This is a genomic window from Arthrobacter sp. UYCo732, assembly GCF_040547265.1.
Classification (GTDB): domain Bacteria; phylum Actinomycetota; class Actinomycetes; order Actinomycetales; family Micrococcaceae; genus Arthrobacter.
The window spans coordinates 114,521-136,569 of record NZ_JBEPPJ010000003.1; the positions used below are offsets into that span (position 1 = coordinate 114,521).

Annotated in this window: 19 protein-coding genes; 10 read left to right on the plus strand and 9 right to left on the minus strand. The window is 65.3% G+C overall.

The window, feature by feature from the left end:
* Positions 1-11: 11 nt before the first annotated feature.
* The gene (locus tag ABIB45_RS06790) at positions 12-569 is read left to right on the plus strand and encodes a prepilin peptidase (RefSeq protein WP_354215146.1); all 558 of its coding nucleotides are present in this window, start codon (positions 12-14) and stop codon (positions 567-569) included.
* Positions 570-1,047: 478 nt separating this feature from the next.
* Here ABIB45_RS06790 and ABIB45_RS06795 read toward each other — a convergent pair whose 3' ends face one another.
* From ABIB45_RS06795 to ABIB45_RS06805, 3 genes are all read right to left on the minus strand, one after another.
* Positions 1,048-2,469, minus strand: coding sequence for a class II fumarate hydratase (locus ABIB45_RS06795; RefSeq protein WP_354215147.1), 1,422 nt, complete (start codon positions 2,467-2,469; stop codon positions 1,048-1,050).
* Between the two features lie 77 nt (positions 2,470-2,546).
* On the minus strand, positions 2,547-3,161 hold the full coding sequence (locus ABIB45_RS06800) for a carbonic anhydrase (protein WP_354215148.1): 615 nt from the start codon (positions 3,159-3,161) through the stop codon (positions 2,547-2,549).
* 9 nt (positions 3,162-3,170) lie between these two features.
* The gene (locus ABIB45_RS06805) at positions 3,171-3,851 is read right to left on the minus strand and encodes a DUF4245 domain-containing protein (protein ID WP_354215351.1); all 681 of its coding nucleotides are present in this window, start codon (positions 3,849-3,851) and stop codon (positions 3,171-3,173) included.
* Between the two features lie 219 nt (positions 3,852-4,070).
* Between ABIB45_RS06805 and glpX the strand changes: the two genes are divergently transcribed.
* Complete coding sequence (gene glpX / locus ABIB45_RS06810; RefSeq protein ID WP_354215352.1) at positions 4,071-5,093, plus strand: class II fructose-bisphosphatase; 1,023 nt, start codon at positions 4,071-4,073, stop codon at positions 5,091-5,093.
* Positions 5,094-5,246: 153 nt separating this feature from the next.
* Positions 5,247-6,266 carry a lipid II:glycine glycyltransferase FemX gene (locus ABIB45_RS06815; protein WP_354215149.1) on the plus strand — a complete coding sequence of 340 codons (1,020 nt, stop codon included), beginning with the start codon at positions 5,247-5,249 and terminating at the stop codon, positions 6,264-6,266.
* On the opposite strand, the gene manA is transcribed toward ABIB45_RS06815, so the two are convergent.
* The 4 genes from manA to ABIB45_RS06835 form a co-directional block, all read right to left on the minus strand.
* Positions 6,253-7,506 carry a mannose-6-phosphate isomerase, class I gene (gene manA / locus ABIB45_RS06820; RefSeq protein WP_354215150.1) on the minus strand — a complete coding sequence of 418 codons (1,254 nt, stop codon included), beginning with the start codon at positions 7,504-7,506 and terminating at the stop codon, positions 6,253-6,255. The genes ABIB45_RS06815 and manA overlap by 14 nt on opposite strands.
* Before the next feature lie 75 nt (positions 7,507-7,581).
* Entirely contained in the window at positions 7,582-9,228 is a 1,647-nt protein-coding gene (locus ABIB45_RS06825; RefSeq protein WP_354215151.1) for an LCP family glycopolymer transferase, read from the minus strand.
* Between the two features lie 10 nt (positions 9,229-9,238).
* Positions 9,239-9,838, minus strand: a complete 600-nt coding sequence (gene purE / locus ABIB45_RS06830; RefSeq protein WP_354215152.1) for a 5-(carboxyamino)imidazole ribonucleotide mutase — start codon at positions 9,836-9,838, stop codon at positions 9,239-9,241.
* Positions 9,835-11,031, minus strand: coding sequence for a 5-(carboxyamino)imidazole ribonucleotide synthase (locus ABIB45_RS06835; RefSeq protein WP_502909174.1), 1,197 nt, complete (start codon positions 11,029-11,031; stop codon positions 9,835-9,837). Before ABIB45_RS06835 ends, purE begins: the two co-directional genes overlap by 4 nt.
* Before the next feature lie 171 nt (positions 11,032-11,202).
* Here ABIB45_RS06835 and ABIB45_RS06840 point away from each other — a divergent pair, with 171 nt between their 5' ends.
* Entirely contained in the window at positions 11,203-11,778 is a 576-nt protein-coding gene (locus ABIB45_RS06840) for a GtrA family protein (RefSeq protein ID WP_354215153.1), read from the plus strand.
* A gap of 42 nt (positions 11,779-11,820) precedes the next feature.
* Here the strand turns inward: ABIB45_RS06840 and ABIB45_RS06845 are convergent, their stop codons facing one another.
* A complete protein-coding gene (locus ABIB45_RS06845) occupies positions 11,821-12,519 on the minus strand; it encodes a TIGR03089 family protein (RefSeq protein WP_354215154.1) in 699 nt (232 codons plus the stop codon).
* 410 nt (positions 12,520-12,929) lie between these two features.
* Here ABIB45_RS06845 and ABIB45_RS06850 point away from each other — a divergent pair, with 410 nt between their 5' ends.
* From ABIB45_RS06850 to ABIB45_RS06860, 3 genes are all read left to right on the plus strand, one after another.
* Positions 12,930-13,472, plus strand: a complete 543-nt coding sequence (locus ABIB45_RS06850; protein WP_354215155.1) for a WhiB family transcriptional regulator — start codon at positions 12,930-12,932, stop codon at positions 13,470-13,472.
* Positions 13,473-13,501: 29 nt separating this feature from the next.
* Complete coding sequence (locus ABIB45_RS06855) at positions 13,502-16,834, plus strand: glycosyltransferase (RefSeq protein ID WP_502909173.1); 3,333 nt, start codon at positions 13,502-13,504, stop codon at positions 16,832-16,834.
* A 235-nt stretch (positions 16,835-17,069) separates the two neighbouring features.
* The gene (locus ABIB45_RS06860; protein WP_354215156.1) at positions 17,070-18,623 is read left to right on the plus strand and encodes a DUF5719 family protein; all 1,554 of its coding nucleotides are present in this window, start codon (positions 17,070-17,072) and stop codon (positions 18,621-18,623) included.
* Between the two features lie 133 nt (positions 18,624-18,756).
* Here the strand turns inward: ABIB45_RS06860 and ABIB45_RS06865 are convergent, their stop codons facing one another.
* Complete coding sequence (locus ABIB45_RS06865) at positions 18,757-19,272, minus strand: metallopeptidase family protein (RefSeq protein ID WP_354215157.1); 516 nt, start codon at positions 19,270-19,272, stop codon at positions 18,757-18,759.
* Positions 19,273-19,392: 120 nt separating this feature from the next.
* On the opposite strand from ABIB45_RS06865, the gene ABIB45_RS06870 reads away from it, so the two are divergent.
* The 3 genes from ABIB45_RS06870 to ahcY all read left to right on the plus strand — a co-directional run bounded on the left by ABIB45_RS06870 (position 19,393) and on the right by ahcY (position 22,036).
* Positions 19,393-19,782, plus strand: a complete 390-nt coding sequence (locus ABIB45_RS06870; RefSeq protein ID WP_354215158.1) for a DUF3499 domain-containing protein — start codon at positions 19,393-19,395, stop codon at positions 19,780-19,782.
* 176 nt (positions 19,783-19,958) lie between these two features.
* Positions 19,959-20,210, plus strand: coding sequence for a Trm112 family protein (locus tag ABIB45_RS06875; RefSeq protein ID WP_354215159.1), 252 nt, complete (start codon positions 19,959-19,961; stop codon positions 20,208-20,210).
* 338 nt (positions 20,211-20,548) lie between these two features.
* Entirely contained in the window at positions 20,549-22,036 is a 1,488-nt protein-coding gene (gene ahcY / locus ABIB45_RS06880; protein ID WP_354215160.1) for an adenosylhomocysteinase, read from the plus strand.
* The last annotated feature ends 13 nt before the right edge of the window (positions 22,037-22,049 follow it).

The following is a 22,049-nucleotide window of genomic DNA, read 5'->3' on the forward strand; positions in this document are numbered from 1 at the left end:
GCATCCGAGGGGTGATCCGACGACTCGATGGACTGTGGGACGACACCCCGGTGGCGTTTTGGCTGGTGCTTGCTGCATGCGGGTACTTTCTGGTGATGGCGGCGCGGTTGACGGTTATCGACGTCCGCCACCACCTGCTGCCCAACCGGATTGTGTTTCCCTCATACGCTGTGGCTGGGGTTCTGCTGCTGGCGGCCGCAATCGCGCACGTGGTTGCCGGTTCCGGCGCGCTGCAGGTAACGCCCGACGGCGGTGCGGAACTTCTGGGGGTACCGGCGCTGCGGATACTTGCCGGGGGAGCCGTTCTCTGGGTTTTTTACTTTGTCCTGCGGCTGGTCTACCCACCTGGCATGGGCTTCGGCGACGTCAAGCTGGCAGGCGTCCTGGGGATGTACCTCGGCTACCTCGGCTGGGCGCACGTGTTTGCCGGGACGTTCGCGGCGTTTCTGCTGGGAGGCCTCTGGTCGCTGGCGCTGCTGGCGGCCCGCCGTGGCACTCTAAAGTCCGCCATTCCATTTGGCCCGTTTATGCTGGCGGGGGCCGCCGCTGCCATGTTGCTGCCCGCCTGATTCGGCCTGCCCGCCTGATTCGGCCGCCCGGCAGGCCAGTGGACTTAGCGCTTATCCGCCCATGCAGGAACGTGGGAACAAAGGCAATCGCCGAGAACATGCCCAGGCCCAGGGTAAAGCCGATTGCGGTGGCGTTGATGAAGTTGCGGTATTTGAACAGGCTGGTTATGGAACGTTCGGCAGGAGATGCCCACCTCGTCGCAGACCTCTTCCACCGTGAAGCCGTAGAGGCCTTTGGCTGCGGTTAACGCGCGGGCGGCCGCGGTGACGGCTTTGCGGGTTTGGCGGCGCTTGCGCTCACGGAGACCACCGTCACTGGGTGCACTATTTTCCACGAAGTGAAATTTTGCACCAATCAACAAGAGTGCAAAAGAATCCCGTCAGAGACGCCGACGGCGGCCGACGCCTTCCGTGGGGAAGGTGCCGGCCGCCGTCGTTATTCTCCGGGGCCTCCGCCGCCAAGGGAGGCGGTGGGGACTTATGCCTTGTGCGGCGGGCGCGTCATGGACATAACGTCCAGGGCGGTGTCCAGCTGCTGTTCGGTCAGTTCGCCGCGTTCCAGGAAGCCCATGGCAACCACGGTCTCGCGGATCGTGAGGCCCTCGGCCACAGCCTTCTTCGCAATTTTGGCAGCGTTTTCGTAGCCGATGTGCTTGTTCAGCGGCGTGACGATGGACGGCGAAGCTTCGGCCAGGAAGCGTGCGCGCTCCACGTTGGCGGTGATGCCATCGATCATCTTGTCGGCCATCACGCGGCTGGTGTTGGCCAGCAGCCGCACGGACTCGAGCAGGTTGGCGGCCATGACCGGGATACCGACGTTCAGCTCGAAGGCACCGTTGGTGCCGGACCAGGCGATAGCGGTGTCGTTGCCGATGACCTGGGCGCAGACCATGATGGATGCTTCGCAGATGACAGGGTTGACCTTGCCGGGCATGATCGAGGAGCCGGGCTGCAGGTCCGGGATGGCGATTTCGCCGAGGCCGGTGTTGGGGCCGGAGCCCATCCAGCGGAGGTCGTTGTTGATCTTCATGAAGGAGATCGCGATGTTGCGGAGCTGGCTGGACGCTTCGATAAGGCCGTCGCGGTTTGCCTGGGCTTCGAAGTGGTCGCGGGCTTCAGTCAGCGGCAGTCCGGTGTCGGTTGCGAGCAGTTCGATGACGCGCTCCGGGAAGCCGGCCGGGGTGTTTATGCCGGTTCCCACGGCCGTGCCGCCGAGCGGAACTTCGGCGACGCGGGGGAGGGATGCGTTGATGCGCTCGATGCCGTAGCGGACCTGGGCTGCGTAGCCGCCGAACTCCTGGCCCAGGGTGACCGGGGTGGCGTCCATGAGGTGGGTGCGGCCGGACTTGACGACGTCTTTGAATTCGACGGCCTTGCGCTCCAGCGACTCCGCCAGGTAGCCGAGGGCCGGGATGAGGTCGTTAATCAGGGCGGAGGTCGCAGCGACGTGGACCGAGGTGGGGAAAACGTCATTGGAGGACTGGGAGGCGTTGACGTGGTCGTTCGGGTGCACAACCTTGTCACTGCCGGCGGCCTTGAGGGCGCGCGAAGCCAATTCGGCGATGACCTCATTGGTGTTCATGTTCGAGGACGTGCCGGAACCGGTCTGGAAGACGTCGATGGGGAAGTCGCTGTCGTACTTGCCGGCAGCTACCTCATCGGCAGCCGCCGCGATCGCCTTGGCCAGCTCGCCGTCGAGCACCCCAAGTTCCGCGTTGGCCTGGGCAGCAGCCTTCTTGACCCGGGCGAGCGCCTCGATGTGCGCCCGTTCCAGGGTCTTGCCGGAGATGGGGAAGTTCTCAACTGCACGCTGCGTCTGTGCACGGTACAGGGCGTTCACGGGGACGCGGACTTCGCCCATCGTGTCGTGTTCAATGCGGAATTCTTCAGTGGAAGTCATGGGGCTAGCTTAGGACGAGGTACGCCCGGGGCTAAAACCGTGAACCGCATTGCTACGGGGGTTGGAGGGGGTCCGCGCTAGATCTCGCCGATCCCGGAAACCACGTTCGCCCGGCCCTCGGCGAGGCTGTAGGACAAGCCGATCACTGCGGCGCGGCCGTCCTCGATTGCGGCAGAAATCACACGCGAACTGTCCACAAGGCGCTGGGACGTCTGCTTGACGTGCTCCACCACCATGTCGTTTATCTCGTGCTCGCCGTTCCGCAGGGATGTCAGCACGGACGGTGTGATGCGCTCCACGAGGTCCCGGATGAAGCCGCCGGGCATCTGACCGGTTTCGACGGCGTCCTTGGTGGCGCTTACTGCCCCGCAGCTGTCGTGGCCGAGGATGGCGATCAGCGGTACCCCCAGCACACTGATGCTGTACTCGAGCGAGCCGAGTACGGCGTCGTCAATCACCTGCCCTGCGGTGCGCACCACAAAGGCGTCTCCCAGCCCCAGGTCGAAAATAATCTCCGCAGCGAGGCGGGAGTCCGAGCAGCCGAAGATCACGGCAAACGGGTGCTGGTTCTCCACCAGCGACGATCGGCGGGACGAGTCCTGGTTCGGATGCGAGGATTCGCCGGCAACAAAGCGTTCGTTGCCTTCGCGCATGCGGCGCCAGGCAAGGGCAGGGGTCAGGTAGGTAGCCACTGGCCTACCTTACGGCGCCGGACTGGCGGACGGTGAAACCGTTACGGGCGGATTGCCGTCCATAGACTTCACGACGGCGTCAGCCAGGACGGCGAACTCGTCCAGTTGCGCAGCCCCGGTCAGGACAACGGTGGTTCCGCGGTAGTTCAGGATCATGCTCTTCTCGCCTTTGCCTGCGTCCCGGAGCTCCCAGGCCTTGCCGCCCGCATCGCGGGTTCCTGTGACGGGAGCACTCTTGGTCTTCTGAAGAAGCCAGGTGGGATTGGACTGCCGGGTCTGGACCAGGCCGATAAAGGAGTCCTTCGGTGTGATGTAGCCCACCTCCCACGCGGGAACGCCACTGCCGCTGCCGGACTCCCAGCGTGCGTAATTGGGCCTGTATGCACCGGCCGTGTCCGGCGCGGCGGGTGTGAATCCCGCCACATCCGTAGCGTTCCGGGCCACCGCACCGACGTCGATGTCAGGGCGGAATCCGTCGCTCTTGGGAAGGGGGTTCATCAGGAGGATGGGCAGGAAAGCGGCAATGCTGACCACCAGGGCAACGATCATGCCGATCACTGACGCATTGGCGCGTTTGGCGGCTGCGGCCGCAATAACGGGCTTTACGGGAGGCTGGTCACCAATCGGCGTGCCCTGTCCGTTGCGTCCGGAGTCCGAGGGATCTGGTTCTTGGCTGGTCTTTTCCTGCATTTCACTCACCCCTCTATAGTCACCCATGCGCGGGCCCAACTCACATTCGGGGTTGAGGTCCGGGCCGGTGGCACATATTGCGCGGGGACGTCATGCCGGCACCCGGGAGTGGCGCCGCGACTATGATCAGTAGCAGAGGAATCACCGCGTCGGCTGAACCCGGCTGAGCGGGTCCAATGATCGCCACTCAAAGAAGAGGTTCACGTGTCACCAGCGCCTATGACCCAGCAGTACTCCACGATCTCGCCCTCACTTGCTGTGGGTATCGACGAGCCGGACCGCAACCTTGCCCTTGAGCTCGTCCGCGTCACCGAAGCCGCAGCCATCGCCGGTGGCCACTGGGTTGGTTTCGGCGACAAGAACAAAGCTGACGGCGCCGCCGTCGACGCCATGCGATCCTTCCTTCACACCGTCCACTTCAACGGCGTTGTGGTCATCGGCGAAGGCGAAAAAGACGAAGCCCCCATGCTGTTCAACGGCGAACACGTTGGCGACGGCACGGGCCCCGAGTGTGACGTTGCCGTGGACCCCATCGACGGCACCCGGCTGACTGCCCTGGGCATCAACAACGCCCTCGCCGTCCTCGCCGTGGCTGAGCGGGGTTCCATGTTCGACCCCTCCGCGGTGTTCTACATGGAGAAGCTCGTCACCGGCCCCGAAGCCGCCGACATGGTCGACTTGCGCCTCCCGGTGAAGCAGAACCTGCATTTAATCGCCAAGGCGAAGGGCGTGAAGGTCAACCAGCTCAACGTCATGATCCTGGACCGTGACCGTCACCGCCCGCTGGTCGAGGAGATCCGCGAAGCCGGTGCGCGCACCAAGTTCATCATGGACGGCGACGTTGCCGGCGCGATTGCCGCCGCACGCTCCGGCACCGGCGTTGATGCCCTCATGGGCATCGGCGGCACACCTGAAGGTATCGTTGCCGCCTGCGCCATCAAGTCCCTCGGCGGCGTCATCCAGGGCCGGCTGTGGCCCACCAGCGACGAAGAGAAGCAGAAGGCCCTGGACGCCGGCCACGACCTGGACCGGGTGCTGTCCACCAACGACCTCGTCTCCAGCGACAACTGCTACTTCGCGGCCACTGGCATCACCGATGGCGACCTCCTCAAGGGCGTCCGCTACTCCAAGGACAAGGTCCTGACCCAGTCCATCGTGATGCGGTCCAAGTCGGGCACCATCCGCTTCGTTGATGGCGAGCACCAGGCCAGCAAGTGGGAAGGCTACGCCCGCAAGAACTAATCGACGGGTTTGGCGCGAGGGGCGCCACACTGCTGCTGCGGTGTGGCGCCCTTTTGTGCCTGCAGCCTGGCTCGCTGCCTGCCCACGGCCTGCCTTGTCGCCGCGGACGCTGTACGGCCAGCCGCGGCAGGCCGTTGGTATAGGGTTGAATTCATGAGTCTTGCCGTTGTGCCCTGTACTGACCGCGCCGTCTGGGACGGTTATGTTGACCGGTTCCAGGGCCATCCGCAGCAACTATGGGGCTGGGGTGAGACCAAGGCCATGCACGGCTGGTCCGTGGACCGGGTCCTGGTCACCGACGATGAGAACATCCTCGGCTGCGCACAGCTGCTGGTCCGGAAGCTGCCATCCCCGTTCGGCGCCCTGGTGTACGTGCCGCGCGGACCGATGTGCTCCGAAGACAACGCCACCGCCGTCCTTGAACAGCTGGCCGGCTACGCTTCCTCCCGCCACCACGGCGTGGCCCTGAGTATCGAACCGGACTGGGACGCAGAGTCTCCCTTCGCCCCCGCAGTGGCTGCCGCCGGCTTCAAGCCCTCCGCCAACACCGTGCTTATCCCGCGGACCCTCATCCTCGACCTGGCCAAGACCGACGATGAGCTCATGGCCGACATGTCCAAGTCCACGCGCGCCAACATCCGCAAGTCAATGCGCAGCGAGGTGGACTTCCGGAAGGTCGCGGCGGCGGCGGAGCTGGAGCAGGTGCTGGGCATCTACCACGAGACGGCTGCCCGGGCGGGGTTCGGGATCCACGAAGACCAGTACTACCGGGACATTTGGGCCAACCTGGGCGAGGGCTCACCCATCATCGGAGCCTTCGACGGTGATCAGCTGCTGGCCTTCGTCTGGCTGTCCCGGAGCGGGGCAACCGCGTTCGAGCTCTACGGCGGCGTCTCTGCCGAGGGCCAAAAGCAGCGGGTGAACTACGGCGTGAAATGGGCTGCCCTGCGTGCCATGCGCGAGGACGGCTGCTGCCGCTATGACTTCAACGGCCTGCTCAACGACGGCATCTCCGATTTCAAGAAACAGTTCGCCAAGCACGAGAACATGCTGATGGGAACCTGGGAGAAGCCACTGTCGCCGCTCTACCCGGTCTACGCCCGGGCCATGCCTGCTGCCCGCAAGGCCCTGCAGGCAGCACGCCGCCTGCTGAAACGGGTTACCCGGCGCTGAGCGCGGTGGTGACGGCGAATGCAACGGTCGTCTCCGTAACCCCTGCCACAGCATGGACGTTCACCGGAGCTTCGGAGGCGGCCAGGAATGCGCTGCCGCCGCGGCCCAGTTCCAGGTCGCCCTTGGGCGAGTCGAGGTACACCGCGCCTTCCACGACAATCACGACGACGGCGCCTGACTGGGCAAGCGGGACCGGCGCCCCGCCCGGGGCCAGCTCGATCCGCTGAAGCTGGAATTCCCGGAACGGGGGCCGGTACAGCTGCTGGCCCAGTCCGGAAATTTCCGGGTTCAACATCGGGACTTGGACGGAAGTGAAGTCGACGGTGCGCAGGAGTTCGGACACGTCAATGAATTTGGGTGTCAGACCGCCCCGGAGCACGTTGTCGGAGGAGGCCATGACCTCTACTCCCAGGCCGGAGAGGTAGGCATGGATCTTTCCCTCGGGCAGGTAGACAGCCTCACCGGGGGCCAGCGATATGCGGTTGAGCAGCAGCGAGATCAGTACGCCAGGATCACCCGGGTACTGCTCATGGAGGGTGATGACCGTGGAAAGCTCCGTCTGGTACGGTGCCAGCGAAGCGCCGGAGATCAGGGCTGCGGCCACCGTCGCCGTGGCCCGCGGGACATCGTCGCCGCCCTGAATCAGACGTTCGAAGGCAGCCCGCAAACCGGTGCCCTCGTCCGGATTTTCGAGGAAATGGATCAGTTCGGTCAGCAGGGGCGGCACCTCGGTTTCCATCAGGTCGAAACATGCGCCAATGTGGGCCAGGATCTTCCGGGTGACTGCAGGATCCCGGAATCCGCAGAGCGATTCAAAGGGGGTCAGCGCAAGGATCATCTCCGGCTTGTGGTTGTCATCACGGTAATTCCGGTTGGCTGCGTCCGGGGCGATGCCTTCAGCATTTTCCCGCGCAAATCCTGCCCTGGCCTGCTCGATGCTGGGGTGAACCTGAAGCGACAAGGGCTGGGCAGCCGCAAGAAGCTTTGCCAGGAATGGCAGCCGCGGCCCAAATTCCGCCACTGATTCGCTGCCGAGGAAGTGCTCCGGATCTGAGGCAATCAACGCATCCAGTGGTGTTTCCGAGCCGTCAGTCCGGCGGGCCATAGACGGGGCGCCGGGGTGTGCACCGACCCACAGTTCGGCTTCCGGTCCGCCGGACGCGGGGCGCCCCAAAAGCTCTGCGATGGCTGTTCTGGAACCCCAGGCATAGTCGCGGAGGGCGTTTTCAAGTTCGTACAAAGCCGGGTCCATCCTTAGTATTCAGCTCTTCAGTAAGTGTGTAAGTGTGTAAGTGGGGCAGGGCGGGCGGCACGCCTACAGGGGCGCGCACTGACCGTTGGTGGCCACGAGTTGGCGGATGGCTTCCTCGTTACCCTCGCGCTTGAGCTGGTTCAGTAGCTCCTCGGTGATCGGTTTGCCGTCGGACGTTGTGGTCACCGGTGTGAAGTCCGACGACGGCGGGGGAGTTTGTTGCGCGGGCCAACCGCCTGCCAGTCCGGAAGCAGCCTGCAACGGTCCGGCTGCCTGCAAATGTCCGCCAGCCGTGGGGGGCTGCACCACGCCGTCGACGAACGCTGCAGCCTTCGGGCCCGAAGCAGATGCCAGAAGCTGGTCCACCTTGTCGTGGATGACGTCGAAGTCAGGCACCGTGGAGAAGGAAGCGTCGAAGTCGGGCGGACCAATGGTGAGCCGCCTGGCTTCCTGACCCTTGGCCTTCATGGCAAGATCCACAAAGCTGCCGAGCTGGGACGAGGAGATGGTGGACTCCACCACCTTGGTGCCCGCGCTGGCGATGTCCTCGAATTTGGACAGCAGCGTGGCCGGGTCCAACTGCTTCAGCATGGCCTGCTGGACACACTGCTGACGCTGGATGCGGGAGTAGTCGTCGACGTATTCGCGGGACCGTCCGTACCAAAGTGCATGCTCGCCATCGAGTGTTTGTTCACCGGCGGGAATCCAGCCCAATGGCATGCCGTGAGTGCGCGTAACCTCGTCGAAGTACCCGCTCATCGGAACCCAGCCGCCGGCCTTGATTTTGATGCCGCCCATAGCGTCAATGAGTTTGGCGAAGCCCGCCATATCCACCAGAACATAGGCCTGGACAGTAATGCCCAGCGTCCCTGAGACTGCTTCGAGAGTCGCCTGCGCACCGGGATCGGCCACCCCAGGGTAGAGGTCGGCGTGCTCATTCGTTACTTCAGTGTTGATGGCGTTGATCAGGCACTCGTCACCACAGTTGTACCCATCCGGGTAGATCTTGCGCATGGGGGAGTCTTCGCTGAACTGGGCGTTCTGGAGGTTTCGCGGCACGGAGATGATGGCGGTCTGGCCGGTCTTGGCGTCCACGCTGAGGACGGAAAGGCTGTCCGGGCGCCGGCCCGTGCGGTCATCGCCGGCGTCACCGCCCATCATCAGGAAGTTGTAGCGGCCCTCCACCGGATCAATCGCTGGCCCGGCCGAGAAGATATTGCCAATGGCATTGCGCCCCACGTTGAGCAGGTAAGCGGCGTAACCCAACGTGCCGCTGCTCAGGACCAAGGCAATGACAAGCGAAATCACGACGGCGGGACGCGCCCCCGGCGCCAAGAGGACCGGTCTGATGAGCCGAAGGGTGTTGATAAAGAGGAACGCCCACCCGAGGGCGAGCGCCACCAGGAGCACGATGATCACCAGCGAAGCGAACGGGTTGGTGATGACATTGATCAGGAGGGTGCGGTTGAAGATAAACAGCAGCACTGTTGCCACCAGCACCACCCAGACGCCCAGGGTCACCCGCAGGGCGGTTCGGCCGACTTTACGGTCACCGGCCACAATCTGCGCGCTTCCGGGCACCAGAAGAGTCATCAGCAGCAGGACAAAGGCCCGCTTGGTCCGGACAGGGGACGGGGCGCCGGACGGAAACCGTACGGGGTCGGTCATGACGGTGCCGGGGGCGGGGTGCTGCGGTTCGCTTCTGGACATGTTCCCGTACCTAGCGGCCGCCCCGGAGGACGCCATTGCCGTCAGCGAAGACTTCGCTGACTTTCTGCCTGAGGTTGGCTCCCTTGCGGGCGGCGACATCGTTGAGCTCCTGGGCGAAGTCCACGAGGTCGGCGCGGAGCGAGGCTGCCAGTGCGTCCGTGCCCGAGGCGAGGATGCGGACGGCCAGCAGGCCGGCGTTGCGGGCGCCGGCTATGGACACGGTGGCGACCGGCACGCCGGCCGGCATCTGCACGATGGAGAGGAGGGAATCCATGCCGTCCAAGGTCTTCAGCGGGACCGGGACACCAATAACAGGAAGCGGAGTCACACTGGCCAGCATGCCGGGAAGGTGTGCGGCTCCGCCGGCGCCTGCGATGATGACGCGCAGGCCGCGTTCGTGGGCCGTCTGCCCGTACCGGATCATTTCCGTGGGCATCCGGTGCGCGGAGACCACATCTGCTTCAAAAGGGATGCCGAATTCGGCCAGGGCATCGGCTGCGGCCTCCATGACCGGCCAATCCGAGTCCGAACCCATAACCAGCCCGACGATGGGTGCGGTTTCGGTGTCAACCCCGGTCAGGTTGGTGCCGGTGGTGGTGTCGCTGTTCATGCGTTCTCCTCGGAAATGCGTGCTGGTTCTTCGGCAGGAACCCGGCCGTCGCGGATGATCGCCGCCACCCGGGTGGCGCGCTGCCGGACTGAGTCCACGTCATCGGTGGAAGCCCCCAGCAGGTTGACGTGGCCAATTTTTCGCCCGGGACGCACGGACTTTCCGTAGCAGTGGACCTTGGCCGCCGGCTCGCTCGCGAGGGCGGCGGGGAAGGCGGAGAACAGGTCCTGGTTGTCGCCGCCGAGGAAGTTCTTCATCACCACCACGGGGCCCAGCACGTCAGTGGCGCCCAGCGGGAGGTTCAGTACCGCCCGCAGGTGCTGCTCGAACTGGCTGGTCACTGAACCGTCCTGGGTCCAGTGGCCCGTGTTGTGGGGCCGCATCGCGAGTTCGTTGATAAGGAAGCCGGCGCCGGTCCCGGGCGTTTCAAAAAGTTCGGCGGCCATCACGCCGGTCACGCCCAGTTCGCTGGCAATCCGCAGTGCGGCGTTTTCGGCTGCCGCTGCCACATCCAGGGGAATGCCCAGCGCGGGCGCAATGACTTCATCGCACACACCGTCCACCTGGATGGTGTGTACCACCGGCCAGGCCCTCGCTTCGCCGTCCGGGGTCCGCGCGACCAGCGCGGACAGCTCGCGGCTGAAATCAACCTTGGCTTCGGCGAGCAGCGGGCTCATTGCCTCAAACCACGGAGCCGCCCCGGCCGCGGCTTCGGCGGAGTCGATAATTCGAACGCCCTTGCCGTCGTAGCCGCCGCGGGGCATTTTGAGAACCACCGGCCAGCCGATGCTGTCGCCGAAGCTCACCAGCGCGGGGACATCGGAGACCGCAGCCCACTCCGGATTTGGAAGCCCGAGCCTGTCGATTGCCGCCCGCATAACCAGTTTGTCCTGGGCGTTGATCAGTGCGTCCGGCCCGGGCTGGACGTTCACGCCGGCGGCCTGAAGCGCGCGGAGGTGGTTCGTGGGGACATGCTCGTGGTCGAACGTCATGACATCGAGGCCCTCCGCGAAGTCGAGGAGCGTTTGGAGGTCTCGATAGTCACCCACTGGTGAAGTGGACACGGCTGAAACGGCGGAAACGTCCTCGCCTTCGGCCAACACACGGAGTTCAAAACCAAGGGCGGTGGCGGCTGGGGCCATCATGCGCGCGAGCTGGCCGCCGCCAACCACGCCGATCACTGGAAAAGTCACATGTGTCAGCCTACAGAAAAGCTCGGCGGATCCCGGACTTCGGGCGCCACGATGCCCGGAAAGCAGGTAATCTGGCCGCCGCGGGACCTGGTGCGCGGGGCGGTTCCCAGATTCGGCGCTAAAATAGACCTCTGGCCGTGTGGCCCACAGATCGGACGGCCATGGAGGGTCATGATTAATTCACTCGCAGAACGTATCCGGGGGCTAGCCTCGCTGTTTTGGCGCGAGGTTGCGAAATTCGGAGCCGTTGGCGGTGTGGCCTTCGTCATTGACTCGGCAGTCTTCATCTGGCTGTTTACCGGCCCCATGCACGGCAGTGAGGTATGGGCGAAGGCTATAGCCACCATCGTGGCGAGCATCTTCTCCTGGGTTGCGAACCGCTTCTGGACATTCCGGCACCGCAAACAGGCCAATGTGCTCCGCGAAGCGGGGCTGTTCGCCGTGATGAACCTGGTGGGGCTCCTGATCGCTTCCGGCTGCGTCTGGTTCGCGAAATACATTCTCGAGCTGAACGATAAGCCGTCCCTCTTTATTGCAGGCAGTGTTGTGGGCCTGATCCTGGGCACCATCTTCAGGTTCTTCGCTTACCGGTTCTGGGTCTTCAACGAGGAGTTGGACCAGGAGCCGGAGTTCTCCCACGACCACGAGCTCATCGAAGTGCACCATCACGAAACGGCCGCAGCTGTAGCTGCCCCGGGCGCGGAACGCCCAGAGCAGGACGTTACCGAACCCCCCCGGCAGCCCTAGCACCCGGCTCCGCGCCGGGCGCGGAACTACCTTCCCGCGCCGCTACTTCCCCTGGACGCGTTCGGCGGCGAGGAGCTGCTCTGTCAGCTGCACGTCGGGATGGACCAGCACCACCGAGCCGCCGTTCTGCCACGCGCCGAGTGAGTTGGACAGGGCTGCTTCCATGCCGTCCGAGGCCCTGACCAGCAGCCGCACGCCTTCATCGTGGGTGGCGGAAAACCCGGACAGCAGGTGTTCGTGGAGGTGCCGCTGCCCGTCGCTGCCCGAAATGGCGAAGCTGTTTGCGGAGGGGTCTGTATGCAGCATCAGGACGTCGCCGTGGGAGCGAACCTCGGCGGCATAGTCGATAACTCCGGCGGGCAGCTCCCCCGGCCACCGCATGGCAAGCGCCGGCAGCGCAACAGCGATCACGGCGTCGTACGTTCCGGTGACGCTTTCGGGGTTGTCGGTGACGAGTAACTCGGCCTCGCCTCCGTCCAGGACAGTCCCCATGCCGAGCTGCCAGGCGGCCAGGGCCCAAATCAAGGATTTCCAGTGCGCCGGGAGGTCAAGGCCGAGCCGCATCCCCGGCTCGGCGTCAAGCTCGTCCTGCAGCAGGTTGCCCGTTTTTGCCACCCAGTTGTCCAGGACGCGGCCGGAAAGTTCAACGCGCTCGGAGTCAGGGCCGTACCAAGTAAGGCGCGGCGATGTGGCGTGGCCGGAACGCAGGGAAGTCATCAGATCGATCGCCGGGATGCTCATCCCACCATCTTGCCACGGCCCCTCTACGACCTCCTGAGACGGGGAGCGCCGACCATCAGGAGGGGTGGTTCCCCACCTCGGCCATCCTGTGATGTTGCTCACAGTAGTTTGTAACCTCATTTGTCTTATTGGGGCGGCGCCTGTAGTTTTGGCCGGTATTCATGGGAATCGGGGTCTCCCGGTGCTATGTCGAGGCCCACCCTTGGTCCGGCGTGCCGGATCCTGCGCAAAATTCCCGGGCGTGGCGTGACAGGGTTTGGCCGGGACAGTTGATTAGTATTCCTGCCGCGGCTTGACTCGCTGCTAGTTACACACGTGTAATTAGATATCGAAAGCCACTGCGTAGATACCGGCACGCAACCGAGTGCCAAGGGGCCAGGCAGTGGCTGCAAACTTTCAGGAGGGTCGCCGTGGGGCAAGCAGAGCGTATCCATGAAGACGCCGTAGTGGCCGGCCAGGCAACGGCTAAATACCGCGCACGGGGCGTACCGAGCGACTGGTATGTGGATCCCGCCGATCCTGACGCAGCGGACCGTTACAACCGAAACACCAAAGACCCCCTCCAGGACCAGGCCACCGCCTTCCTGGCCGCGCACGAGGCGCTCCTTGACGGCGGGCACGGCCAGGACGATGACGACCTGGATCCGCCCATGGAACTGCGCACCTCCGTGGCGGAAGCTGCCCAGCCAGTGTGGATCGGGTTGCCGTTCAGGCAGGACTTTGATGATGAAGGTGAACTCGGCTGGCAGACTGATGCCCTTTGCGCGCAGACCGATCCGGAAGCTTTTTTCCCGGAGAAGGGCGGATCCACGCGCGACGCCAAGAAGGTCTGTGGTGCATGCAATGTGCGCTCACAGTGCCTGGAATACGCGCTGGCAAACGACGAACGGTTCGGCATTTGGGGCGGCCTTTCCGAGCGTGAGCGCCGGCGGCTAAGGAAGCGAGCAGTCTAATTCTTCAGGAAGTCCATGTCACTGCCGTTGTGGTGTCCCACAACGGCAGTGCCTATCTCCCCAGAACCCTGGCCGCCCTCGCGGACCAGACCCGGTCAGCCGACTCCGCCATCGGCGTGGATACCGGCTCGCGCGATGACTCCGCAATCCTCCTGGAGCAGGCGTTAGGCGCAGAGAACGTCATCAGCTTTCCCCACGGCAAGAGCGGAATGGGTGGCGCCGTACGCGCCGGGCTAGATGCGCATTCACCGCGGGAAGGCCAGTCCCACCGTGCCGCCACGGAGTGGGTGTGGCTGCTCCACGACGACGCAGCCCCGGCGCCGGAGGCGCTGGCGGAACTTCTGGGTGCCGTGGAACGCGCTCCATCGGTGACAGTCGCCGGATGTAAGCAACTGGATTGGCACTCCGGACGCCGCCTAATCGACGTCGGACTGTCCACCAGCCGGTGGGCCGAGCGGCTCACCCTCATCGACGCCGACGAGCTCGACCAGGGCCAGTACAACGGCCGTTCGGACACGTTCGCCGTGAACTCGGCCGGCATGCTGGTCCGCCGTGATATCTGGGAACTCCTGTCGGGATTCGACCCAGCCCTCCCGGGCACCGGTGACGACGTCGACTTCTGCTGGCGCAACCGCCTCGCCGGGCACCGTGTAGTAGTGGTGCCCACAGCGCGGATGTACCATGTGGCACACCGGCCCCATGCCCAAGGGAACCCCTCTGCGGCGCGCAAAGCGCAGGTCCACCTCCGGCTCAAGCACGCGCCGCTCTGGAAAGTGCCCATCCACGCGGTGGGCGCACTGCTGGGTAGCATCTTCAAACTCGTGCTCAGCATCGCGGTCAAGGACCCAGGTCACGGAGTTTCGCAGTTGATGGCAACGTTCGCTGCCTTGGCCCGGCCCGCTGCTGTGGCAAAGTCCCGGCGGACGGCGGCCAACACCCGCCGGATCAGGCGTTCGGTCATCAAGAACCTGCAGACGCCCCGGCGAGAGGTCTGGAACCACCGCCGTTCCCTGATGGAGGCCCTCGGCTCAGACAAGTCCACCGCCGATGGCCTTCTCCACGATCCCCTGGCAGACCAGCCCACCGGCGACTCCGCCGATGACTTTGCGGCGCTGACCACCACCGAACGGGGCTGGGTGGGTACTGGTGCGGTGGCCGCCATCATCATCGCAGCGGCCGCTTCCCTCACTGCCCTCAGCGGGTTGTTCCGGGCCGAGGCCGCTTCCGGCGGTGGCCTGATACCGGTGTCCGCCACGCTTGGGGAAATCTGGCATCACGCCTCCAGCTGGTGGATCAGCCTGGGGGCGGGTCTTCCAGGCGGGGGAGACCCCTTCGACTACGTGCTGTGGGTCCTGGGCCTGTTCGGCGGCGGGGATGCTAATGCCGCCATGTCGTGGCTGCTCTTGCTCGCTGCTCCACTGTCCGGCCTGACGGCGTGGTGTGCGGCTGGCGGCGTGACCATCAGGCGCCGCTTCCGCTTTGTTGCGGCCCTGTTCTGGGCAGCCGCTCCGGCCTTGCAGGTCGCACTCAACCAAGGCCGCGTCGGAGCCATGGTTGCCCACGTCATGATCCCGCTGCTGGCGCTGGCACTCTTGCGCGCCACGGGGTCCGCGGTTGGCCATGGGCGCTTTATCCTCCCGGCCCCCGGCGATCGCCGGTTCACCGAAAAGCCGCCCGCACGGCCAGGCATTAACGGCATGCCGTCCTGGACGGCTGCCGCTGCGGCGGGCCTGGCCCTGGCCGTTGTCACCGCGGCTGCCCCCTCCTTGCTGGTCCCCGCCGCGGTGCTCATCGTGTTGTGCGGGCTGATGCTGGGCCGGCGCGGCCGCACGGTGTGGTGGGCGCTTTTGCCCAGCGCTGCGCTCTTTCTTCCCTTGGGACTGTCCGTCTTAGACAGGCCACGGGCACTCCTTGCGGATCCCGGCGTGCCGCTGGGATTCGAGGCGGCCCCGCTCTGGCAGCAATTCCTTGGGCAGCCGCTGCTGTTCGCACCCGGGGGTGGTCTGCACGGCCTTCCGTTCTTCAGCGGGCAGGTCATCCCATGGGCACTTGTGCTTGCGCTGCTGGTGGCTCTCCCCGTCCTGGTGCTTGCCGTTGCGGCGCTGTTCCTTCCCGGTAAACGGAGCCGTACAGCACGTGCACTGTGGGTAGCGGCGCTGATCATCCTGGTGGGTGGGTGGCTGGCCGGACACGTTGCAACGGGCGCAATTGCAGACGCTCTGGTCACGCCATTCAGCGGTCCGGCTGTCTCGGCCGCCGGGTTCTCGCTTCTGGGGGCGGCACTTATCGGTGGTGAGCGTTTGTTGGCCGCCGCAGACCGTTCCACCTCATCGAGCGTCAGGCGAAATATGGTGCTCCGCTCCGCCACGGCCGTGGGCATGGTCATACTGCTGGCCGGTCCACTGGCGGGCATGGCGGTGTGGTCTGCGCAGAACGTCCTCCGGACCGTCGCTGCGGCGCATCCCGCCGACGTTTCGGCCGGACCGGCGCTGGGAACGCCCCGGCTCGTGGAGGCCGCCAATGCACGGACCCTTCCCGCCACAGCGATCGACCGCGGCACCGGGCCTGAGCAGACGCGCACGCTGCTGATCAGCACCAAGGAGAACGGCACCTTCGACGCCGCCCTGATGCGCGGTGCCGGGACTACCCTGGACAGCCTTTCCGCCATCGCTGCTGCGCGAAACATCATGGGCGCACCCGGCCAGGAGACGGTCCGGGACGATGATGACGTCACGGCCTCGCTCCGGAGTGTCGTGGCCACCCTCGTGGCCGGGCAGGGCGTTGACCCAAGGCCTGCGCTCGAACGCCTCGGCGCCGGATTCGTTGTGCTGCGGTCGGCCGATACCGCAGCCCAGCTCACCGCCAGCAGGATGGACGCAGTGCCGGGCCTTGTCACCGTAGGCCAGACGGATGTTGGCTGGCTTTGGCGTATTACCCCGCTGAACCAACCGGCACTGCAGCCTGCTGACGTGGCGCACCGCGTGCGGATTGTGGACCCGGCGGGAGCCACGGTGGCACTGGTGCCATCCAAGTACGACAACGTCGACACCGCCGTTGCCGAAGGGCCGGAAGGCCGGCTGGTGGTTCTCGCCGAACGGGCAGATCCGGGCTGGAGCGCCTGGTTCGACGGCCGGAGACTCACTGCCACAACGTCAGGCTCGGCCCAGGCCTTCACCTTGCCGGCCTCGGCGGGCCAGCTGACTATCCGCTACGACGCCCCTTGGGCCCTGTGGTCCGGAATCGCGCAGGTCACCGTGTTCGGACTCACGGCGATACTCGCCATTCCCATGCCCGCCCGCAGACCCAACACAGGCTTGTCACGGGACGAAGGATCTTTGCGTAAGGAACACCAGAATGCATAAGGACGCTTCGCACTCCGGAACGGCCGGGCCAGAAACGGCTCCGGCGGCTGCTGCAGCAACAGGCCCGGTACGGGCAGCCACCGTTCAGGACCAAGATTCTCCGGCGGCTGCTACAGCACCAGGCCCGGTAAGGGCGGCCACGGTTAGGAAACAGGATGCCCCGACTGATACGGCGACGGCGCCCGGTGCTCCCGAACGGACCCGGCCCGCTGCGCGCAGGACCGCGTCCAAGGAGATGCTCGCCGGTCTAATTTCGGCGGTGGCGATCATCGCGGCAGCCGGTGGAATCGTGACTGCTGCGTCCCTCGCCCCGCAACCGGCCAGCAGCCGCAGCATCCCGGCTACACTGGCCTCCGTTCCGGCCGGTGCAAGCGTTGGGGTATGTCCCGGGCCGGCCCGCCTGCTCGAAGGGACGGCAGCCGGTACTGACCCCCAGTTCAGCCCCGAATCGGCGACCGCCAAGAGTGTTGTCAGCGGCGCCGTCCTCAGCGCCCCCGGTGGTGTCCTGCCCGGTAGCCAGCTGTCCGCACTCAACGGGACTCCCGCCGTCGAGATCGCTAAAGGTGGCGGCCAACCCGCCCAGGAGGCCGGTCCGCAGGATCTGAAGGCCGCTGTGTTCAAAGGGCGCAGAGTGGACGGCGCCACCATCCTGAGCGCCGAGGCCCTGGCAGACCAGAAGCCGTCAGCAGCCGGTGCGCTGAAATACACGGCCACGGATGGTGACCTGCAAGGTTCTGCCGCAGCCAATTGCCAGCCACCAGCCAACGATCTTTGGCTTGCCGGTGCCAGCACCATGGTGGGCCGCACGTCTGTCCTGGTCCTAAGCAATGCCTCCAGCACTCCCGCCACCGTGAGCCTGGAGCTGTTCGGGAACAAGGGGCAGATTCAGGCCCCCGGCAGCAGGGGACTCCTCGTGGCTCCGGGAAGTACCCGCTCAATCGTCCTGGCCGGTCTGGCTCCCGGTGAGGCGCAGCTGAGCGTTCACGTCCGCAGCGCCGGTGGTCCCGTGGCCGCTGTCATCCAGCAGAGTGTCCTGAGGGGACTGACGCCCGGCGGTGTGGACTTCATCGTGCCAGGGGCCGCTCCTGCCGCCCGGCAAGTCATGACCGGCCTGGACATCCAGGACGCCGGTGGGATTGCCGCTGCCACTGGAAAGGGCGGCTTCTACGACGCCGGTCCGGCTCTTGCCATCACCGTCCCCGGTCCATCGGACGCTGTAGTGGAGGTCAAGGTTTTCGGCCGGGACGGACAAAAAGCCCTTCCCGGCGGCGGTGTTGTCACGGCCAAGGCCGGAGCCGTCACCGAGGTTTCGCTGGCAGGCGTTCCGGCCGGCCACTACACGGTATCCACCAGCTCGGATGTGTCGTTTGTAGCCTCGGCCCGGGTCACCCGCGGCGTCAACAGCGAAAAGGCGTCGGATGTCGCCTGGGCGGCCGCAGGCGTGCGGCTGGGAAGCCAGCATGTGGTACCGGTGCCGCAGGGCGGCGACCGTACCCTGGTCTTCGGCGTCCTCGAAAACCGGGCCACGATTTCCTACGCACCCATCACAGCTGACGGCAGGGTCCGTGCAGCGGCAACAGTCGACGTCGCCGGCGGCACCACAACCTCCATCAAGCTCGCCGACAAGGTTGAGGAGTCAGAGGTGGTGGCATACGTGGTCTCGGCCTCCGGCGACGCCGCTTACGGCGCGCTCCTTTTGCAGCAGGAAGGCCGCGAAGACGTCTCCACGCTGGCCTTGATGGCGGCCGCGTCCGGACAGGAAAAGGTTGCCGTCACCCTGGGCTACTGACGGGTCACCCAGGCTTACTGACGACATCGGATCAGCCTGACGACATCGGATCAGCGCTGTTGGCAGAGCGCGGCCGGACCACGATTATCGGTTCAGCGCCGTCGGCTCACAACCGCGGGCGCACTGCCGGCGGTCAGTATCTGCGGCGGTAGACCGGATCCAGCGTTTCGGGTGCCACGCCGAGCATTTCGGCAGTTTGTTCCACTACAACGTCGTGGACCAGGTCCTGTAGTTCCTCCCGGCTGCCGCAGCCATGCTCCACTACCCGCCGGTACAAGGTAATGACCGGGCCTTCCTCGTCCGTGGCGGGAGTGTAGGCGCCCATGGGCGGGGGTACGGCGCTGGCCACCAGCTGCTCCAGCTCCGGGGGTATTTCGTCGACGGCGAAGCGTACGCCGTCCAGCGTCTTGCCCCAGATGTCGTGCAGCCGCTGCGCGGAATCAAGCACCATGTCATCAAAACGGTCGGACCGCGTCCGGTACCCGGGATGTGTGGGCAGCACCAATTCCCCCCGCAGGCCACGGCCATGGCGGTTCCTGCGGCGCGTCGCAAAGCTTCGGCCCGGCAAGTCCGGCCCCGCGGCTTCGCTGCGGGCGTCCGGGTCAGCCAAACGGACCGAAAGACCTGAATCGTGGTTCGATGACTGCATACATTGACTGTAAACCCGGCCGAAGATTTACGCGACACCAGCCGGAGGACGCGCCAGGGCACGGCGGCAGGAGCGGCAAATACCCGGAAAGAACGCTCAAACGGAGTAGTCTGGGATGTCGTGGGAGCTATCCGTGAATGTTCAAGGTCAGCCTGCCGTCAGTCAGCGGTGGCTACTTTGACGTACGTCTACGCAGACTCCACCGCCGTCCTGGGTCCGCTCGCCACTTACGCCGAGCCGCATTGTTACGATTTGTGCGAGCAGCATGCCGGCTCGCTGACGGTCCCCCGCGGCTGGGAAGTACTTCGCCTGGCGATGCCCACCAGCCCGCAGCAGCCGGGCCCCGACGACCTCCTGGCACTGGCCAATGCGGTCCGGGAAGCTGCGGCGCTGCCGTCCAAGCTGCAGACAACGCAGACCCAGCGCGCTTCGCATTCAGCGCTCGAGGCTCCCGCCGCTCCAGAAGGCACCCGCCGGGGGCACCTGCGTGTCCTGCGCGAACCTTCCTGACGGGACGCCGCGGCCGGCAATTCTTCCTCAAGCTACGCGTTCCTGGCTTCAGCGAACCTTCATAGCCTTGTACAGTGCTGACCGCCCACCGTCCTGTTACCGATGTGGCGGTAGGCTGGGACCTGCTAATCAGTCAGCCAACGGCGCGCACACGCGCCCTTTCGGGAGCATCAACCATGGCAAAGATCAGTCCTGACCTGTTGTCCGTCCTGCGCTGTCCCGTGACCGGCTCGCCGCTGGTCCAGGAAGGCGAAGAGCTTGTATCGACGGCGGCAGGAGACGCCGGCGGGAAACTGCGCTATCCGATCCAGGACGGCATCCCGTTGCTGCTGCCGCCGGAACTGCTGCAGGCCGCCAACGCCGCCAGCTCCGACCAGCACGATCCCGTAGCCTCCCTGGCCAACGGCAAGAGCCCGGCCACTGCCTAAGGCCCGGGGGACCGCACGAGCCCGGCCCCGGATGGCACCGCGGGCCAGACATGGCCCAGACGAGGCTGCTGCCGGCTATGCCTGGAGAGGTCCCCGGCCGGCAGAGCGCGGCCATGGATCAAGCTACGGCGGACTATACCCAGAGCCTGGCGGACGGCGGGAGCCCCCGCCACCGCACCAGCGGCCAGGCGCGGACAGGCCCCGGCCAGTACTGGCCAGGCCACGCATCGCCACCTGCACCACCACCGCAGATACCTTTACCAGATAACTTTCGCCACACAACTTTCACGCCGACGCTTCAACGGCGTCGCCACCATCGGACCGAGCAAAGGAATCCAATGACATTTGACTACAAGGTTGCCGATATTTCGCTGGCTGAAGCCGGCCGGCACCAGATTCGCCTGGCCGAGCACGAGATGCCCGGGCTAATGTCCCTCCGGAAGGAGTTCGGCCCCAGCCAGCCGCTGAAGGGCGCCCGGATTGCCGGGTCCCTGCACATGACGGTGCAGACCGCCGTCCTGATCGAAACCCTCACCGTGCTCGGTGCCGAGGTCCGTTGGGCCTCCTGCAACATCTTCTCCACCCAGGACGAAGCCGCCGCCGCTGTTGTGGTTGGTACCGGAACTGTCGAGGACCCGCAGGGCGTTCCCGTGTTCGCCTGGAAGGGCGAAACCCTCGAAGAATACTGGTGGACTGCGCAGCAGATCCTCACGTGGCCGGGCGCTGACAAAAACCCGGAACTCGGCCCGAACATGATCCTGGACGACGGCGGCGACGCCACCATGCTGGTCCACAAGGGTGTTGAATTCGAAGCGGCAGGTGCGGTACCGGCAGCTGCCGAGGACGAGTCCGAAGAAGGCAGGATCTTCCTCGACGTAGTCCGCGCGTCCCTGCAGGAAGATACGCAGCGGTGGACCCGGATCGGCTCCCGCCTGCGAGGCGTCACCGAGGAAACCACCACCGGTGTGCACCGCCTGTACCAGCTCGCTGAACAGGGCAAGCTGCTGTTCCCTGCCATCAACGTCAACGACTCGGTCACGAAGAGCAAGTTCGACAACAAGTACGGCATCCGCCACTCCCTGCCGGACGGCATCAACCGCGCCACCGACGTCCTGATGGGCGGCAAGGTGGCAGTTGTCTGTGGCTATGGCGACGTGGGCAAGGGAGCCGCTGAGGCTTTCCGCGGCCAGGGCTCGCGGGTCATCGTCACCGAGATCGACCCCATCTGCGCCCTCCAGGCAGCCATGGACGGCTACCAGGTGGCCAAGCTTGAGTCCGTGCTGAGCGAAGGCCACATCTTCATCACCACCACCGGAAACAAGGACGTAATTCTGGCCGAACACATGGCCGGCATGCGTGACAAGGCCATCGTGGGCAACATCGGCCACTTCGACAACGAGATCGACATGGCCGGCCTCGCCAGGATCCCCGGCGTCCGCAAGGTGGAGATCAAACCCCAGGTGCACGAGTGGGTGTTTGAAGCCGACCCGGCCACCGGTCAGGGCAACCGCTCCATCATTGTCCTGTCCGAGGGCCGCCTGCTCAACCTGGGCAACGCCACGGGCCACCCGTCGTTCGTGATGAGCAACTCATTCGCTAACCAGACCATCGCCCAGATCGAGCTGTGGACCAAGCGGGACCAGCCCGAGGCCGAACGCGAATACGGGAACAAGGTCTACGTCCTGCCGAAGATCCTCGACGAAAAGGTGGCCCGGCTCCACTTGGACGCCCTTGATGTCGAGCTCACCGAACTGTCCAAGGAACAGGCCGAATACCTGGACCTAGACGTCGCTGGCCCGTACAAGCCCGAGCATTATCGTTACTGAGGTGTGACTCCCC